This is a genomic window from Paenibacillus sp. FSL R5-0475 (assembly GCF_038004585.1).
Taxonomy (GTDB): Bacteria; Bacillota; Bacilli; order Paenibacillales; family Paenibacillaceae; genus Paenibacillus_AQ.
This window is the reverse complement of sequence record NZ_JBBORK010000001.1, coordinates 2,564,268-2,582,621: the sequence shown is the minus strand read 5'-3', so window position 1 is coordinate 2,582,621 and position 18,354 is coordinate 2,564,268. Positions and strand designations below refer to the sequence as shown.

General features: G+C 43.0%; 14 protein-coding genes and 1 other annotated feature. Of the genes, 13 read left to right on the top strand and 1 reads right to left on the bottom strand.

Annotated features, from left to right (window positions below; genetic code table 11):
• Positions 1-176: 176 nt before the first annotated feature.
• Positions 177-1,727 carry an acetamidase/formamidase family protein gene (locus MKX41_RS11580; RefSeq protein WP_340970558.1) on the top strand — a complete coding sequence of 517 codons (1,551 nt, stop codon included), beginning with the start codon at positions 177-179 and terminating at the stop codon, positions 1,725-1,727.
• A 75-nt stretch (positions 1,728-1,802) separates the two neighbouring features.
• On the opposite strand, the gene MKX41_RS11575 is transcribed toward MKX41_RS11580, so the two are convergent.
• On the bottom strand, positions 1,803-2,249 hold the full coding sequence (locus MKX41_RS11575) for an Lrp/AsnC family transcriptional regulator (RefSeq protein ID WP_339265270.1): 447 nt from the start codon (positions 2,247-2,249) through the stop codon (positions 1,803-1,805).
• Positions 2,250-2,400: 151 nt separating this feature from the next.
• Positions 2,401-2,631: a binding site (T-box leader), on the top strand.
• Between the two features lie 139 nt (positions 2,632-2,770).
• Between MKX41_RS11575 and tyrS the strand changes: the two genes are divergently transcribed.
• The 12 genes from tyrS (at position 2,771) to MKX41_RS11515 (ending at position 18,341) form a co-directional block, all read left to right on the top strand.
• Positions 2,771-4,030: a tyrosine--tRNA ligase gene (tyrS, locus tag MKX41_RS11570; protein ID WP_060624193.1), complete on the top strand. Its 1,260-nt coding sequence runs from the start codon at positions 2,771-2,773 to the stop codon at positions 4,028-4,030.
• A gap of 204 nt (positions 4,031-4,234) precedes the next feature.
• On the top strand, positions 4,235-4,522 hold the full coding sequence (locus tag MKX41_RS11565; protein ID WP_042189061.1) for a hypothetical protein: 288 nt from the start codon (positions 4,235-4,237) through the stop codon (positions 4,520-4,522).
• 351 nt (positions 4,523-4,873) lie between these two features.
• Positions 4,874-5,713: an amidohydrolase family protein gene (locus MKX41_RS11560; RefSeq protein ID WP_340970556.1), complete on the top strand. Its 840-nt coding sequence runs from the start codon at positions 4,874-4,876 to the stop codon at positions 5,711-5,713.
• A 9-nt stretch (positions 5,714-5,722) separates the two neighbouring features.
• Positions 5,723-8,017: a helix-turn-helix transcriptional regulator gene (locus tag MKX41_RS11555; RefSeq protein ID WP_340970555.1), complete on the top strand. Its 2,295-nt coding sequence runs from the start codon at positions 5,723-5,725 to the stop codon at positions 8,015-8,017.
• A 223-nt stretch (positions 8,018-8,240) separates the two neighbouring features.
• On the top strand, positions 8,241-9,155 hold the full coding sequence (locus MKX41_RS11550) for an ABC transporter permease (RefSeq protein ID WP_340970554.1): 915 nt from the start codon (positions 8,241-8,243) through the stop codon (positions 9,153-9,155).
• Between the two features lie 14 nt (positions 9,156-9,169).
• Positions 9,170-10,102 carry a carbohydrate ABC transporter permease gene (locus MKX41_RS11545; RefSeq protein ID WP_340974884.1) on the top strand — a complete coding sequence of 311 codons (933 nt, stop codon included), beginning with the start codon at positions 9,170-9,172 and terminating at the stop codon, positions 10,100-10,102.
• A gap of 107 nt (positions 10,103-10,209) precedes the next feature.
• Entirely contained in the window at positions 10,210-11,709 is a 1,500-nt protein-coding gene (locus MKX41_RS11540; protein WP_340970552.1) for an ABC transporter substrate-binding protein, read from the top strand.
• A gap of 124 nt (positions 11,710-11,833) precedes the next feature.
• Positions 11,834-13,720: a heparinase II/III family protein gene (locus MKX41_RS11535; RefSeq protein ID WP_340970550.1), complete on the top strand. Its 1,887-nt coding sequence runs from the start codon at positions 11,834-11,836 to the stop codon at positions 13,718-13,720.
• 15 nt (positions 13,721-13,735) lie between these two features.
• Positions 13,736-14,638, top strand: coding sequence for an aldo/keto reductase (locus MKX41_RS11530; protein ID WP_340970548.1), 903 nt, complete (start codon positions 13,736-13,738; stop codon positions 14,636-14,638).
• Positions 14,639-14,664: 26 nt separating this feature from the next.
• Positions 14,665-15,438, top strand: coding sequence for an SDR family NAD(P)-dependent oxidoreductase (locus MKX41_RS11525; protein ID WP_340970546.1), 774 nt, complete (start codon positions 14,665-14,667; stop codon positions 15,436-15,438).
• Positions 15,439-15,462: 24 nt separating this feature from the next.
• Positions 15,463-16,368, top strand: coding sequence for a fumarylacetoacetate hydrolase family protein (locus tag MKX41_RS11520; protein ID WP_340970544.1), 906 nt, complete (start codon positions 15,463-15,465; stop codon positions 16,366-16,368).
• 41 nt (positions 16,369-16,409) lie between these two features.
• Positions 16,410-18,341 (top strand): hypothetical protein, encoded by a 1,932-nt coding sequence (locus tag MKX41_RS11515; protein ID WP_340970542.1) that lies wholly within the window; start codon positions 16,410-16,412, stop codon positions 18,339-18,341.
• The last annotated feature ends 13 nt before the right edge of the window (positions 18,342-18,354 follow it).

The window sequence follows — 18,354 nt, the reverse complement described above, 5'->3', positions numbered from 1 at the left end:
TTATTGTACCGAAGAAGGAGGCTTGGATAATTAAAGATATCTAATAGTTCTGATTTATTATTTAAACCTAGAAGCGTATAAATATTTATATTGTTAATCTGGAATCCATCTGTTATACTCAAAAACACAAAATGTTATAAAATCTAACATTGAATTGAGTTGAGGAGGATTTGACTATGAAAAGACAAACGTTTCTGAAGGTTGGTGTCATTTTATCAGCGGTTTTGCTAGCGGGATCGTCAACAGATGTTATTTTTGCTGACACGATGGAAAGCGCGTATAAACCGAAAACGCATGTTCTAAAAGCGAATTCGGAGACCGTTCGCTGGGGGAATATTGGTAAAGGTGATCCAGCTTTAACAGTACAATCGGGAGATATTGTGACGGTCGAGGCCATTACGCATCATTCCGGTGATGATTACGATCGGATGATTAAAGGGGATGCGGGTGTTGAAGATATTTTTCACTGGATAGAAGGGGAGAAGAACGAAGCGCTTCGTGGACCAGGCGTACATATTTTGACGGGACCTATCGCAGTAGAAGGCGCTGAGCCAGGGGATGTTCTGGAAGTGAAGATTCTGGACATGAAGCTGAGACCTAATGGAAATGACAAATATGCAGGCAAAACCTATGGCGTGAATGCCGCGGCGAACTGGGGTTATCTATACGGAGATATGGTTGAGGTGCCGAAAAAACGTGAAGTGGTCACCATCTATGAGATGGATACTGAAGGTGGGACGGATTATGCAACAGCTGTTTATAACTACAAATGGACAGTGCAAACCGATCCGGATGGTCAAGTGCACCCGACAATCGACTACCCAGGTGTAATTGTAGACCATAATACGATTGATAAGAACTTTGATGTATTGAAAGGTATAAAGATTCCAGTACGTCTCCACTTCGGCACGATGGGTGTGGCGCCTAAAGAAGCGGATATTGTAGATTCAGTACCTCCTTCATACAATGGTGGCAACGTTGATGATTGGCGGATTACTGAAGGTGCAACGATGTATTATCCTGTATCTGTACCGGGTGCGCTACTGTCAATTGGTGACCCGCATGCCGGCCAAGGGGATTCCGAGATTAACGGAACTGCGATCGAGACATCAGTTACTGGTGATATACAAGTCATTCTTCATAAAAAAGGAACGCTTAACCAAAAACTGAGTGGGTTAAGTTTCCCATTACTTGAAAATGAATACGAATGGGTTGTGCATGGCTTCAGCTACGCCAATTATTTGGAGGAGCTGGGGGCTAGTGCTCAGACGGATATTTTCAAAAACTCGTCCATCGACAAAGCAATGAAGGATGCCGCTCATAAAACAAAAGATTTTTTAATGGCTGGAATGGAATTGAGCGAGGATGAAGCGTACTCACTGATGTCTGTGTCCGCGGATTTTGGAATTACACAGGTGGTGGATGGAAACTGGGGTGTGCATGCTTTGATCGATAAGGGCCAATTCGGTGATTCGGAGCGCAAGGCAGTGGGATTACGTAGCAGCTTTGAAAGCTTTGGTGCGAAGGTGAGCTGGAAGCCGACTACTCAGACAGTAACTATAAGCTACAATAATAATGTTCTAGAGATGAAAGTCGGGGCGACGAGAGGAATGTACAATGGAGAGATCGTTAAGCTCGTTGCTCCAATAGAAGTTGTAAAAGAGAAGGTTCAGGTCAGCGAATATTTCGCGAAATTTTATAAAGCTAAGTTATCTAAAACAGAGTAGGTCGAATTAGCAATCATTTCATAAACATAATAAGATCCAAACCAGCGAAGAACCGTCTTAAAGTCGGTTCTTTTTTTATATATTTAGACCATCCTGATTTTTGTGGCGTTTTAATAAGATTTGGTTTTCTACACGGACTAGACCATCCAGACAGTAGATGGATTCATGCATAAACCGTTCCATCTCTTCAAGGTTCTCAACTAGAATGTGAATGTGAAGAATGCACGGCCCTGTCATTTCATAAAGTACGGCTACGCATTCATTTTCTTTTAGGACTCTGACAATATGATTTAAATGGGCAGGCTCCACTTCAAGCTCTAGATACGCCGAAATTTTCTTTCCTAATTTTTCTGCGTTGATGACGATTGAGAATTGCTCAATAATTCCTTGATTGACGAGCCGATCAATACGATCCTTAACCGCGACACTTGATAAATTAACTTCTTTAGCTAGATCGGTGTAGGAAATTCTGCTGTTTTGAGTTAGGCGTTCTAAAATATGATTATCGATTGGATCAAGCATACGGAGTCGTTCACCTCTTTTTTCGTAATTGTAACAGAAAAAAATAGGCAATGCCTAGTAGTGCGTCACAGCAGGAGTGTGTCTCAGCATTCTCAGCTTAAGATGTTGACATTGAAGAATTATTTCACTATACTGGCTGTAATCTTATATACGATATACGTTGAAGAAGCCCAGTAGTAGCTTAGTCCCTGTTTCAGAAAGCCGGGGGTTGATGAAACCCGGTACACACTAAGAGTACGAATTACACTTTGGAGTATCTCGGCTAACACCGAGCGGAATGGCGAACGATATCTCGTCACGAGTGGCATCAATGCTGTGTTTTAGCATTAGCGTTTCATTGGTGCAATCTGGGTGGTAACACGGTTATTCAATCGTCCCTATGTCTACAATAGACAAGGGGACGATTTTTTTGTTTTTAAATATAAGGATTTATAAGTTTCTCTTCATCAACTATCCTTATATTCGCTTGGCGGACTGATGATTCGTTATAGGATATCTACTAATTTAAGGGGTGTTAGGCAATGAATATTATCGATGAACTAGAATGGCGCGATGCCATCAATCAACAAACCGATGCCGAAGGGCTTAGAGAATTGACCAACCAGAAATCCGTTTCGGTGTACTGCGGTGTAGACCCGACGGGTGACAGTATGCATATTGGTCACTTGATTCCGTTCATGGTACTCAAAAGATTCCAGCTTGCAGGACATCGTCCGGTTATGCTAATTGGCGGTGCTACAGGTACGATCGGTGATCCAAGTGGACGTCAATCCGAGCGTTCATTGCAGACGCTGGAGCAAATCCAAGCTAACGTAGATGCCCTTACCGCACAAATGAAAAAACTGTTCGTTACTGATGGCGACAATCAAATTCGTATGGTGAATAACTACGATTGGACGCATAAAATCAATGTGATCGAATTTTTGCGTGACTATGGTAAGAACTTCAGCATCAATTCGATGCTTGCCAAAGATGTTGTAGCGAGCAGATTGGACAGCGGAATTTCCTTTACAGAATTCTCCTACCAAATCCTGCAATCCCTAGATTACCTGCATCTGTACCAGCATGAAGATGTGCAGCTGCAAATTGGTGGCTCCGATCAATGGGGCAACATTACAAGCGGTCTGGATCTGATCCGTAGAAAAGAAGGACCTGAAGCAAAAGCATTCGGTCTAACGATCCCGCTTATGCTGAAAGCTGATGGAACAAAATTCGGTAAATCAGCTGGAGGGGCAATCTGGCTCGATCCAAACAAAACGACTGCGTTTGAGTTCTACCAGTTCTGGGCGAACACTGATGACCGTGATGTTGTGAAATACTTGAAGTACTTTACATTCCTATCTAAAGAGCAAATTGATGCACTTGCGGAAAAAGTACAGACTGAACCGCATAAACGCGAAGCACAAAAAACACTTGCTGAAGAAATGACCAGATTCGTGCATGGTGAAGAATTGCTGGAGCAGGCTAAACGTATTACTGCTGCTCTGTTCAGTGGAGATATCAAATCCCTAACTGCTGATGAGATCGAGCAAGGCTTCAAGGAAATGCCGACCTACGAAACTACACTGGAATCTAAAAATATCGTAGAGTGGTTGGTTGATCTCGGTATCGAGCCGTCTAAGCGTCAAGCACGTGAGGATATCACCAAAGGAGCAATCTCCATGAATGGTGAGAAAGTTAGCGACGTAGCACTGGAAGTTACAGCTAGCGAAGCTATCGGCGGCCGGTTTATCATTATCCGTAAGGGTAAGAAAAACTACAGCTTGGTGAAATTGTCCTAAAAATAAGAGCCTTCCTTATGAATAAGGGAGGTTTTTTGTTGTATTTTAAGTATAGAGGCGGATCATTTGCATATTAAGTGAAATTTGAAAGGTGAAATAGCGAAAATTATGGTAAGCTTAGGATTCGTGTGATTTATGGATTAACATGATATTCTACAACTATAACAAAAAATTAGGAGTGGTAATTTGAGAAGACAAAAACCAATGACCATGGAAGAATTGATGAATGAGTTACAAGGACAGAAAACGTATCAAGAAGATCCCAATCACATCTCTTTCGAGAAATTGTTTAATGAAGCGTTTATGAGTAAGTATTCCAATTACAAAAGTTTCGATGAGTTTGTAACCAAAGGAAACTTTCAAGTAAAGACAGAAGAAGATGTTGCTGACATACCTGATGAACTTTTTGATCGTCATGTAGTTAGAGAGACTAAATTTGCGGATTGGAAATCAATGTTGGAAACAGCGAATAAGGAATACGTCCGTAATTAAAGAAACAACATGTTTGTGATGCGAAATTATAAGACCTTGCAAGTTTGAAAAAACAGTCGCCGGAAGTTCATCGGCGACTGTTTTTTTTTAATTTGGCTTGAATCCGAATTAAGTTATAGGAAATGAAATAATTATGAACGATGCTTTCTTAGATTAATGAATTTGAATGTAATCCACATTTTCCCTTTGTGCTCATCCATATATCGGATACCCTAAGGGTAGCGGTTGGAATATTTTTATTTTGAAATATTATTATTTTGAAATATTTTTATCTTGAAAAATTGCCCAAGTCGAACTACTGTAATCAATAAAGATGTAAAACTGCTAAAATCAGGAATGGGGTTATATGTCATGATAATAGACTCACATCAGCACTACTGGATACTGGATCGGGGGGATTATGGTTGGTTGACTCCAGCCTCTGATCCCATCCTATTTCAGGACTATATGCCGGACCTGTTAAAAGATGAATTGCTCCATAACGGTGTTCAGGGGACGATTGTGGTACAAGCTGCGCCGACGATGGAAGAGACTTCATTTCTCCTTGATTTGTGCGACAAAGAGGAAACCTTGATTGGTGTAGTGGGATGGCTTGATATCAACGCTTCAGATTTTGAAAAGCATTATCTTCGTTTTCGAAGTCATCCGCGTTTCGTGGGGATTCGTCCAAATTTTCCGGATTTAGCAGATGGAGAGTGGAGACATCACAAGCAGCTTATATATAATTTATCAATACTTGCTGAGGATAATTGTGCTGTTGAATTCTTAGTTCGTCCACCTGCCCTGGCAGGAATGGCAAAGCTATTGGAGTATGTGCCTAACCTTGCGGCTGTTGTCGATCATCTGGGCAAGCCGGATTTGTCCGGTAAGAATTATCAATTATGGTCGGACGGAATGCGCTCCATTGCAAAATTTCAACATACCTCTTGCAAAGTGTCCGGAATGATGACAGAGGGGTCATTTAGAGGTAAGAAGCCTGCCCAAGTGATACAGCCTTATATTCAGCATGTTATTACAGAGTTTGGTTCTTCCCGATTGATGTTTGGCAGCGACTGGCCGATTTGTTTACAGGCCGGCAGTTATAAGGAAATGATGTCCATGATCGGGGAGGCGTTGTCCATTTCTTTGTCTGCTGATGAAATCCGTCATATTTTTGGCTATAATGCAGCCAGAATATATGATCTGCAATAGGAGGAAACCATGTATAAGTCAAGAAAGTATCTGTTCCAGCTACTTCTCTCCATTTCTGTCGTTACGGTTATTTTTCTGACGGTCAGTTCTTCGCTTCTGTATTACACTTCTGAGAATAAGATGCTCAAAATGCAGCAGCAAGCAGATTTGAAAGTGCTTTCACAAATTAAATATAATGTCGATAATTTAAATGAGACGGTCAAAAATATTACGGTTTCCACTTATATGGATCCGGATGTGGTTTATTTATTGAATACGTCAGTCATGGATAAAGGAGAGCTCGCACAGAAGCTGAACAGATTAGAAAAAACAGTTTTTGGGTCCATGTTCTTGCAAAATATTACGATTTATAACGCAAATACCAAGTGTTACTACTCGACCAAAAGTAGCATAAATTGCTTGGACGATGGCATGAATGGTTTGATATCCAGCTATATGAAGTCTCAAAAAGAAATACCCAAGCTAGAGTTTATTCCCATATCGGGCAAAAATGTTAAGTCGCCGGTTTTCTCGATGTTTATCTATGACAACTTAACAGAAAGTAAGCTGATTGTGACCTTAAAGCCATCTTGGCTTTTCGATAATATCAGTAATATGAATCAGGTGAACAGTGAACTGCACGGTACTATTTTTATTACGGACAAATCCGGTGCGCCACTTCTGGAGACTAACATGAGTACTCCTATTCCATTGGAGGAGTACCGTGAGGTGATTCGAAATCGAGCTGAGGCCGGGGTTGATCAGGATTATCTCGTCCATGAGAGCGGTAGTAACAAGTTTATACTCAGCTTTATGTCATCGAGTCAGAGTAATTGGATCATTGCGAGCGTACAGCCTTATGATGTTGTCTTCGGGGAACTTCATGAGATGCAAAGGAATTCTTTGATTATTATAAGCGTAATTCTCATTCTATCTATAGTAGTTTCCTTTTTTATAGCCTATCGACTCTATCGACCTATTGAGAATATGCTGCAGCAGATCTTCGGGAAACGATTCAGCGGGACAGAAAAACGTTCGGATCTTGATGAGCTCAAGCTTATTACAAACGAATATCAAGACGCGATGCATAAATTAGTCAAGTTGGAAAAGGAAGAGTATTCACAGAGGGACCAGCTTAAAACCTTTGCACTCCGAAGACTTATCTCAGATACAAGCCTGTTAACATCGCAGGAGATCAAGCAGACTCAGTGGGATATCGATCTTCATCACAAGCTGCGTCTTTGCGTGCTTTTAATTGACGACCTGGAGGAATTTGAAAGACAATCAAGCGATTCTGATAAGCGTCTCTATAAATTTGCTATTGCTAATATTACTAAGGAAATTTTAGCGAGAAATTTGCACTGTGAAGTCGTGCCCATGCAGAACAATCATTTCGTCCTGCTGCTAGGGGAAGACCATGAAGGTTCCAGTATGCATTTGGATGACCTGATAAGAGTCTTACAAGAGCTTCAGCAAACCATCAAAGCATACTACCGAATTTCTTTCTCCATTTCGATCGGGAATGAGATGAAAGATTACAGCCAGCTTTCACGTCAATATGGACAGGTCCTGGAAAATGCATCCTACCGTATCATTTATGGGCAATCTTGCATTATTACATCCGAGCTTGTTAAACGAAATATGGAGAATAACGGACCCTTTCAATTCCCGGCAGAGGTGGAGAAGAAAATTTCGGAATCCATCAAGTCCGGTCAAAGCAATATATTCCGTGAACAACTCGAAATTTTGTTTCATCAATTGGAAAGCTTGCATTATAACAACATCATGTATTCGATTTTTAATCTGTTCACCATTATTAATCAAGCGGTGGGAGATATCAACAATCGCTCCGTCAGACAAGTGAATTTGGACTTCAAATTTCAATACCAGCAGCTGCTCGAACAGGAATCATTACAGGACATGTTTAATATTTTCTTGAATTTATTTCAAGAAATTCATCATCAACGCTCACAGGACTTCAAAATGCAGTCCAACCGGATTTTGATTGATACGATAAAAGAAATGATTGAGGAGCAATATGTTGATGCCAATCTAAATCTGCAGAGTATAGCGAGCGCCATGAAATTATCATCAGCCCATATCAGCAAGCAATTCAGGCAACAGGAATCGATGTCGATCAGCGAATATATTAATGAGGTCCGCCTGCGTAATGCGCTCACGCTTCTTGAGAACAAAGATTACAGCATTTCACGCATTATGGACATGGTGGGTTACAGTAACGAAAGTTACTTCTTCAAGCTCTTCAAGAAGAAATTTGGCACAACGCCTAAAGAATATCGTTTCAAAAAAGTCATTGAGGACTAGGAAGTTTCTTCGGCTGCCCGTAAGTCGTTTCAGTTTGAAGGTTTCAAGCTGAAGCGATGCTTACTGGGCAGTTTTGTGTTTTTATCGTAAAACTACAGTGTTTTCGCGATTTTGCCTGCAAAAAGTAGAGTGTTTTTTTAAAATTACAGTATTCTTTAACCTTGTTTTCGCTGGATAATAGGGACACAAAAGTCGCATGCGGCAATGAGAAGGAGGAGCGGGAATGTTGAAAAAGGAGTGGCGACACTTCAAGCGTAACCGGGATTTGTTTGTCATGTCATTACCGGCGATCGTGTATAAAATGTTACTTAGTTATCTACCTATGCTTGGATTGGTCATTGCATTTAAGCAATATCGATACGATCTTGGAGTATTCGGAAGCGAGTGGGTGGGTTTAAAAAACTTTGAGTTTTTCTTCCGTTCCGATACAGCGTTCATTGTTACGAGGAACACAATTCTTTACAATCTTTCTTTTATTGTGCTCACAATGTTAATAGCGCTTACATTGGCAATCTTGTTGAATGAAGTCTCAAGAAAGTGGATCAAGTTGCATCAAACGGTATTATTTTTGCCTTACTTCCTATCATGGGTTGTGGTCGGATATGTAGTACTGGCATTCCTAGATCATAAAAGCGGATTTATAAACGTTACGTTAGGAATGTTCGGTGAAGAGGCGGTCAAATGGTATGAACAGGCGAAGTATTGGCCCGTAATCATCGTTATTACTCAACTTTGGAAAGCTGTAGGATTCTCAACACTGATTTACTATGCAGGGCTTCTAGGAATTGACTCCAGTTATTATGAAGCAGCCAAAATTGATGGTGCGAACAAATGGCAGATGATTCGAAAGATTACGATTCCATTACTGACACCATTGATCGTGATTTTGTTCATTGTAGATGTGGGGAAAATATTCCGAGCCGACTTTGGATTATTCTACTTTATTCCGAACGATTCAAGTTTCCTCTACGGCACAACAGATGTGATCGATACATACGTATACCGCTCACTTCGGGTTGTCGGGGATATTGGTATGTCTAGTGCAATAGGATTTTACCAGTCCGTCGTAGGATTTGTTCTGGTCTTATTAGCGAACTGGATTGTTAAAAAAATAAACGAAGATAACGCACTTTGGTAAGGAGGAGATGTATGATGCCGACTACACAAGTCGCAATCAATAAAAAAGCTGAAAATAGTTATTTCGAAAGTAAACAATCTAAATGGAGCTCCCGGATTATTAATCTTTTCTTCTGTTTGCTATCCATCCTGTTCATCATCCCATTGCTTCTGGTTATATCCATTTCATTTACGGATGAAAAGACACTATTGCAAAGCGGATACCAATTGATTCCGGAAAAGTTCAGTCTTGCCGCGTATTCCTTGATTTTTGATACACCTGGCGTTTTGCTTAATGCTTATGGCATTACGATTCTAGTGACGGTGATCGGAACGGTTATAGGCTTGTTTCTTACAAGTTTGACCGCCTACACGATTTCAAGGAAAGATTATCGGTACCGTAGAATAATGACTTTTTTCGTATTCTTTACAACATTATTTAGCGGCGGACTCGTTCCGTTCTATATTATGGTCACTCAGTACTTGCATCTGAAAGACACAATAGGGGCATTGATTGTTCCTTACCTGCTCAGTCCATTTTACATTCTTGTGATGAAAGGCTTTATGGATAAAATACCCCTGGAGGTCATTGAATCTGCAAAGACGGACGGAGCAAGCGAATGGCGCATTTTCTTTATCATGGTGATTCCGCTTTCCTTGCCTGCTATGGTAACCATCGGACTATTTATTTCCTTTCAGTATTGGAACGACTGGTGGCTGGGATTACTGTTCATCGACAACCAAAATCTGATTCCTCTTCAATTGATGCTGTATCGTGTGATGAGTACCATTGAATATTTATCAAACAACTTATCATCCGTTAACGTAAATATCGACATGACACAATTCCCGAGCTTGTCAACAAGAATGGCCATGGCGGTGCTTGCAGCAGGACCGATGATGCTTGTTTTCCCATTTTTCCAGAAATTTTTCATTAGCGGCTTAACAGTAGGCTCTGTCAAAGGCTGACATCAAAGGATGTTATCAAACTGTTTTCTGGTGAATATGCGGATACAAGAATATCCTCACATCATCACGAACATTGATATAAGAATCAAATTAGGGGGAGATATGTAATGAATAAGCAATGGTTCAAAGTAATTGCAGGTGTGCTCAGTCTGGCAATAGTTTTGGTAGCATGCGGCAGTGCCAAGGAAGAGAAAAAGTCAGCTGGGGAAGGACAACAGAAAGAAGAACTTCCGATGGTGGAACTCGTTTGGAATTTTCCACTGAGTGCCATTCCACAAGATCTAGATTCCGTACAGGAAGCCGTAAACAAAATCACCAAGGAAAAAATCAACGCAACCGTAAAACTGAAAGCGCATACCTTTGCTGACTACAATCAAAAAATGAATACGGTCGTCGCATCTGGTGAGAGTTACGACATTGCATGGACGGCGAATTGGAACTGGGATTATTTGCAAAATCAATCAAAAGGCGCATTCCTTGAACTCGATGATTTGCTGAATAGCTACGCGCCAGATTTATTGAAATCGATGCCTGAATTCGTGTGGGATGCAGCCAAAATTCAAGGTAAAATTTATGGCATTCCTAACTATCAGACGGTAACAAAAAGAGAAGGTTTCATCATTCAAAAGCGTTTCGCGGACAAATATAATCTAGATGTGAACTCTATCAAGAAGTTTGAAGACATCGAACCGTTCTTGAAGCAAATTAAAGAAGGCGAATCAGCGGATATTGTACCATTTCTGAATGACAAGTATGGAAGATTCAATATCATGCCCCAATCTCTCGGCTTGGAAGCGATTACGGCAAATAACATTATCGGCGTAGATCTGAAGAACCCCGAAACTCCGATTAATCTGTATGAGACCGAGCAGTACAAGCATTATTTGGATACGATGAGAGATTGGTATACGAAGGGCTACGTCAATGAAAATGCGGCTACTTTGAAGAACAAAAACGATATTATCCAAACAGGCAATGCTGCAGTACAGTTTCATAACGTTCTTAAACCGGGCGGAGAAATTGAAGCCAAAGCTGCTAATGGTGGAAATGATGTCATCTATGTTCCATTGACGGAGCCTTATGCATCCACAGGCACAGTCATTACTACCATGCAAGCCATCAACAAGAACTCCAAAAACGCTGAGCGTGCGATGATGTTTATTAACCTATTGAACACAGATAAAGAGCTTTATAATACCATCAGCTTTGGCGTGGAAGGAAAACACTACACCAAAGTGTCTGACAACGTGATTCAAGTAAACAAAGATGCGGGTTACGCGCCAAATGCAGGATGGGTATTCGGTAATACATTCAACGGCTATTTGGTTGAAGGCATGGATCCTGCTGTTTTAGAGGAGACCAAAAAAGCGAACGAGTCCGCGACGAAGTCTCCATTAATGGGCTTTAAGTTTGACAGCACACCGGTTATGGCTGAAATCGCAAACCTGGCGACAGTAATCGATCAGTATCTACCTGCATTGGAAACTGGTACATGGGATCCAAACGAAAAGTTGAAAGAATTCCAAGATAAACTGAAGCAAGCTGGCACCGATAAGGTTATGGCTGAACTGGCGAAGCAGATTGAAGCGTGGAAGCAAACGAAGTAATCGTAAATTGATTGATATGTATGCGTACAGCGACGATCGTAGCATGAGTCGCTGTACGTATCTGTTCATATGGACAGCCACTTGTTTTTAGCTCATTAGGTCTTCAACAGAAGAGGTGAGAGGATTGATTAATCAATTAACATTAAAGCAGTTAAAGCTGGCCTTGGAAGAGACGTCCCATTCAACACATAAGCTGTATGAGGAAGCGGGCTCTTCTGAACATTGGCGGAGAATTCGCGAAGATCCGAAATATTCAGCTTTTTGGGAGCAACTGAAGAAAGGTGGAGAAGAACGGATCAAAGAGCAGCCGCTTCCACCGCAATTCTCAGAGTTTATTTTATTCGGCACCACCGGTGACCGCTCTTTCTATCAGAATAAGCGGGATCATTTAATCGCAGGCATTCATACGTTCAGCTTGCTAGTCATGACAGACAAGCAAAATCCGGAATGGGTCGCGGGACTGGAAAATGCAATTTGGAGCATTTGCAATGAATTTACTTGGGTACTACCTGCGCATGTGGGACTTTACGTTAACCAATATCCGCATCGAATTTGGGACCAGCCGAACATGCCGCGTGAAACGGTGGATTTGGCATCGGCGCATATTGGGTTTACGCTTGCTGAAATCATCCATTTCATGGGGAGCCGATTGCATCCTTGGGTGGTGGAGCGGGTCAAGGCCGAAATCGAACAACGACTATTTCAAGTTTACTTTCATGACCCGGTTCCTCAGAACTGGGAACTTAAAACGAACAATTGGCCTGCCGTTTGCGCCTCTTCCATTGGAGCGGCGGCTATTTATATGGAACAGGACAGTGAAAAGCTAAGCGGCATGCTGTGGAGAGTGATTAATGTTCTACGCGGTTACCTGTCGGGCTTTGATGAACAAGGAGCTACTCCCGAAGGACCGGCGTACTGGCAGTACGGCTTCTCTCATTTTGTCTTTTTTTCGGAATTGTTAAAAGAACGAACCCAAGGACGGATTTCTCTTCTTGCAAATTCCAAAATCGAGCAGATTTCACTTTTTCCGCAATTTTGTATGCTGGGTGACGGCAAAGTGGTCAATTTCTCTGACTCACCTGAACAAGTGAAATGGAATCCGGGATTGATTCACCGATTGCAAAGCTACGCACCATCTCTTCAAATGCCAGAATCTTCGAGCTTGCAGCAGCCGACATCCAACAGCTGGATTGAGACCTCAAGACTTTTGCTGTGGTCGCCTGAAAAGACAGAGCCCCAGGAAGCGGAACGGCACAAATCGGGGTCGATAGAAGAGCAGATTTTCGAAGGAAATCAGTGGGCCATTTCAAAGGTCATCGATACGGAGGGACATTTGGTTGCTTTTGCAGCGAAGGGCGGCTATAACGAAGAACCTCATAATCATAATGATTTAGGACATTTCATCTTGCATGTTGATGGTCAAAGCGTGCTTGCGGATATGGGGCTGGGTATCTATACCAGACAGTATTTTCAGCCTGAATATCGCTACAATCAATTGAATGCCGGCTCGCACGGGCACTCAGTGCCTATTGTGGATGGATGCAGACAGGGCTTCGGAAAACGGTATTTCGCCGAATTGGTCGAACATTATCAGACGGATAAAGAGATGGCGTTTTCCCTTGATTTGACTCAAGCCTATGACTGTCCTTCCTTGGAAAGCCTTACACGACATTTTGTATGGAAACGCGCAGAGAATGAATCGCCTCAACTTCTGATCCGGGATCAGGTTTCATTTTTGGAAAAACCCAATTCCTTCCATGAGGTGTTTATCAGCAGCACTGAACCGGTAAAAACCGCTCCAGGTCAAATCATGTTGAATGGCGTGATGTTCTTCTATGAAGAGAACGACTGGGGTGTGGAAATAGAGGGTGTAACGCTAGATTCCGATACGGAAAAGAGAAAGAAATTCTACCGGATGATCCTTCACTGCAATCACCTCGAAAGAATCATGGAGATGACATTTAGATTCGAAATTTACAAAGGGGCTCGTCTTGCAGCTAATTTACAATAAAGGAGTCGGAGCAGCGTGGAATATGCCATATTGGGAAAAACAGGTTTTCGAGTATCCAAAATCGGTTTGGGCGGCGCACCGCTTGGCGGCGATTTCGGCGAGACAACGGATGAAACCGTTACTCATGTGATCGATAGTGCTTTGGATTTTGGCATTAACTTTATTGATACTGCCCCTTTATACGGACGTGGGGAAAGTGAGCGGAGAATCGGGAAAGCCCTGAAAGGTAAACGCGGGGCTGTCATTCTTGCCTCCAAGGCGATCATGCGTGGGGACCCTTATTCGTATGAAAATACAATCAAGTCTGTTGAAGAGAGCTTACGCAGACTACAAACGGATTATATTGATTTAATCCAATTGCATGAATTGGAGCAGACGACTTATGAACAGGCCGTAAACGAAACCCTGCCTGCTTTCCGCAAGCTGAAAGAGCAAGGGAAAGTAAGAGCGATTGGTGTAAATGCAGGAGATATTGAGCTGTTGATGCCATTCCTGCGCGAAGATCTGGTCGATACCATCCAGACGTATGCAAAATATACATTAGTAGACTATACAGCAAAAGACGAGCTATTCCCCCTTGCGAAGGAGAAAAATATCGGCGTCATTCATGGCAGTCCGCTTGCGATGGGGATTTTAGCGGACCGTCCGGCGCCTTTTTTAAGGAATAATAAGGTGATGCTTGAAGAAGCCGAACGAAGAATGGCGCAGTTGGATTTTTTACGCAAAAGTGAACCGAATGGGCTTGTTGAGCCCGCACTTCGATTCAGTCTGACATGCCCGGACATCGCAATTACATTAGTCGGAACGACTTCGGTCCAGTCGCTGGATTTAAACACCGGCTATTGCGATGGAAGAGGATTATCCGATGAAGAGATGAAAAAAGTGATCGGATTATTCCCTGGACAGCGATTGTTTTAGAACAATATTGGATAGGAGGAGTCAGAATGAGACTCGCAGGAAAAATCGCGCTTATTACGGGTTCCGCTTCCGGCATCGGAAAAGGGAGCGCGCTACTTTTTGCTCAAGAAGGAGCCACGGTAATTGTCAATGATCTGGATATGGTGAAAGGTGAAGCGACCGTAAAGGAAATCACTCAAGCCGGGGGTAAAGCCGTCTTTATTCAAGCGGACGTCACCGATCCTGCTTCAGTCCAGGCGATGGTGACAGAGATCATCGAACAGTTCGGCCAGGTTGATGTTTTGTTCAATAATGCCGGAATCAGTGGGGTCGGTGCGTTACATGAGGTTGAGCCTGACGTATGGGACCGTGTGATGAATGTGAATATTCGCGGCGTTTACTTGCCAAGCAAATATGTACTTCCGCACATGATGGAGCGTAAATCAGGCTCGATTATAAATATGTCTTCGTGCGTCGCAGAAATAGGTTTAGCAAAGCGCGCTTCTTATTCGGCAACGAAAGGTGCTGTGCTGGCCTTGACGAAGTCCATGCAGGTGGATTATGCGCCATATCATATACGTGTTAACGCACTGCTACCGGGAACTATTCTGACCCCTTTTGTGGAGAATTACTTGAACAATAGTTACGAAGATCCTGATACCGCGATTAGATCGATTAAAAAACGTCAGCTTAGCGGCGAACTGGGAAGGCCGGAAGATGTGGCGTTTGCAGCGTTGTTCCTTGCTTCGGATGAATCGAAGTTTATGATGGGTTCTCCACTATATATCGACGGCGGCGTCGTATTCGGTAAAGATGCTTAAAAATATATATTTGAGGGTGATCACTTGAAGTTATTAACTTTTATTCATAATGATCTATATAGACTTGGAGTGAAGACGGACGAGGGAGTTCTAGATATTCAAAGTGCCCTATCCTTGGTAGGGTCGGAAGAACCGATTCCAACAACGATTCATGAGTTACTTGATGGTGGAGATAAGGCTTTCGCTGCGCTTCGTGATTATATAGTTCAAGTACGGCAATCCGAAACTGCGACCCGATCCTGCATGCTGGAGGAGTCAGCGCTCAGGCTGGGCCCGTGTGTTACGCATCCGAATAAAATTATTTGTGTTGGCTTGAATTACAGAAAGCATGCGGAAGAAACGAATGCACCGATTCCGGAATACCCGATTCTCTTTAACAAATTCAACAATACGTTGGCTGGTGCTGATGAGGTGATTCCGCTCCCGAGAGTTTCAGAGAAAGTAGATTATGAGGCAGAACTGGTGATTGTCATCGGCAAAAAGGCCAAGGATGTTTCCAAGGAAAACGCGCTTTCACATGTGTTCGGGTATTGCAATGTGAACGATTTGTCGGCACGCGATTTGCAGCTTCGCACTCATCAGTGGTTGCTGGGCAAATCCTGCGATAAATTTTCGCCGCTCGGTCCGTATCTGGTCACAGCTGATGAAGTTGGTAACCCAAATGATTTGGAGATTAAGTGTCTTGTTAACGGCGAAGTGCGACAGCATTCCAATACATCCGATATGGTTTTTTACTGCGATGAAATCGTCAGTTATATTTCCCAGCATATGACTCTGGTTCCGGGAGATATCATTTTGACGGGAACCCCGGAAGGCGTTGTGCTTGGATATCCTCCTGAGAAGCAAGTGTACTTGAAAGCCGGCGACCAAGTGACCATTCAGATTGAAAAACTGGGGTCAATCACCAATACGATGGTAGCCGAATCGTAAAAAAATCAGGACAAACGGAAAGAGAAACAGGAGGTTTCACGATGGCCTTTACAGAGAACCCGCAATCCATTCCTGTCATTGCCGCAAAGCGGAAAACGATACCGCCACAGTGGGCATTCATGCAACGTCAATTATTTGATCAATTGAACAAGGCGGCTGTGGAGTTTGTTGAACGCTATACGCAACCGGACGGTACGCTCATCTGGAGACAGGATTGGCCGGGTATGGACGGATCGGACGATCCCTATGAAGGATTTATGAATTTGGCTCTGCTATATATGCTTGGCGGTAGTTCTGAACTGCATGAGCTGTCCCGCAAAATTTGGGACGGCATCACATGGCAGTGGACGGAATATGGTCAAATTCATCGCGAATTCGACGCTTATTACGACTGGATGCATCACGGCGAAGGGTATTTGTACATCTATTTTCTGGGACTCGCCGGCCCTCCTACATTGAAGGATCGTCAGCGGGCAGCGCGATTTGCCGCCATGTATATGGGGGAGGACAAAGAAGCGCAAAACTATGATAAAGAACGAAAGCTGATTCGTTCACCCATTACGGGAAGCCATGGTCCTCGATTTGAACTTATTGGCGAGGATTGGTGCACACACCGCGGTATTCTCGATGATTATTTGGCACCTTATGAGGATATTCCGGGCGTAGACTTTGCTAGCGGAACATGTGAATGGTCGAACGATGAGGTTTATGCCCGCGTTATCGAAATGATGAACGAGCGGATGACTCGCGGTGATGTACCATTGAATTTAAATGCCACGGGGCTTGTAACTCATGCATTCCTTCATTTCGGAGAAGAAAAGTATCGCGAGTGGGTTTTGGAATACCTGGGTGTCTGGGAAGAGCGAACGAAACAAAACGGTGGGATCATACCCGATAATGTAGGGCTGACCGGTAGAATCGGGGAGTACAATGACGGCAAATGGTGGGGCGGATACTATGGATGGCGCTGGCCGCATGGGTTCTTGACGATCATTGAACCGCTAACGAATGCATGTATGAACGCGGTGCTGCTGTCAGGGGATATGAGCAAGATGAATCTGGCCAGGGAGCAATTGGATGCAAACTGGGAGCTTCGTAAAGAACAGGACGGAAAATGGGTTGTACCAAATAAAAAATTTGACTCAGGCTGGTCGGATTTTCGCGGCGCGGATCCCAAATATGCGGTTTACCTATGGACGATGTCCATGGCGGATGAAGATCTGGAGCGCATTGAGCGGATTCCCAAGGATCATGATTGGAATGAGATTATTATTCCGAAATTATCCGGTACCGATAAAAAGACACGCAGAAACACCAAACATTATATCGGCAACACACAGCCGTGGTTTCAATTTATCTCGGGCAAACATCCGGACTATCCGATACAGATTTTAAAAGCCAACTTCGAGCTTGTTGAACAGCAATTGAGTAAACTGCGATCACAGGCCGGAGATCCTTACAGCTGGTCCGATCAGTACAGTGAGAATGATTTCTCGAGCATTCATATCTGGCAAGAAATGTGTCCTGTGTATATGGAGAGTCTTGTCCAATTGACATTAGGCGGTCCGATGCATATTTCACACGGCGGGCTGCAGCATGCCCGGGTTCGATATTTCGATGTATGTGCCAAGAGACCCGGATTGCCGGAATCCGTTGCAGCGCTCGTAAAAGAGCTCTCTGTCAACTCCGTGACGGTGGAACTAGTAAATATCAGTTTGTTTGATCATCGCTCTGTTATCATTCAAGCCGGCACTTTTGGAGAGCACGTATTTAGAGAAGCTTCCATTATCAGTGATAAAGATGAGGTGATCGAAACGATTTCAGTCCACCAAAAATGGCTTACCGTAGATTTAGCGCCCGGAACCAGCGTGACTCTTCGAATCAGCATGGATCGATACGTGAACTCCCCTTCTTATGATATGCCATGGTTGAATTCAGAACAAAAAGACTTGCTTAAGGGCAGATCGCTATAGTCTAACAAGGAGT

Excerpts from the sequence above, each read along its gene's own strand:
- MKX41_RS11565 (WP_042189061.1), top strand. The coding sequence starts at position 4,235 with ATGACCATGGAAGAATTGATGAATGAGTTACAAGGACAGAAAACGTAT.
- MKX41_RS11550 (WP_340970554.1), top strand. The coding sequence starts at position 8,241 with ATGTTGAAAAAGGAGTGGCGACACTTCAAGCGTAACCGGGATTTGTTT.
- MKX41_RS11555 (WP_340970555.1), top strand. The coding sequence starts at position 5,723 with ATGTATAAGTCAAGAAAGTATCTGTTCCAGCTACTTCTCTCCATTTCT.
- MKX41_RS11580 (WP_340970558.1), top strand. The coding sequence starts at position 177 with ATGAAAAGACAAACGTTTCTGAAGGTTGGTGTCATTTTATCAGCGGTT.
- MKX41_RS11575 (WP_339265270.1), bottom strand. The coding sequence starts at position 2,249 with ATGCTTGATCCAATCGATAATCATATTTTAGAACGCCTAACTCAAAAC.
- MKX41_RS11560 (WP_340970556.1), top strand. The coding sequence starts at position 4,874 with ATGATAATAGACTCACATCAGCACTACTGGATACTGGATCGGGGGGAT.
- MKX41_RS11545 (WP_340974884.1), top strand. The coding sequence starts at position 9,170 with ATGCCGACTACACAAGTCGCAATCAATAAAAAAGCTGAAAATAGTTAT.
- MKX41_RS11515 (WP_340970542.1), top strand. The coding sequence starts at position 16,410 with ATGGCCTTTACAGAGAACCCGCAATCCATTCCTGTCATTGCCGCAAAG.
- MKX41_RS11540 (WP_340970552.1), top strand. The coding sequence starts at position 10,210 with ATGAATAAGCAATGGTTCAAAGTAATTGCAGGTGTGCTCAGTCTGGCA.
- tyrS (WP_060624193.1), top strand. The coding sequence starts at position 2,771 with ATGAATATTATCGATGAACTAGAATGGCGCGATGCCATCAATCAACAA.
- MKX41_RS11525 (WP_340970546.1), top strand. The coding sequence starts at position 14,665 with ATGAGACTCGCAGGAAAAATCGCGCTTATTACGGGTTCCGCTTCCGGC.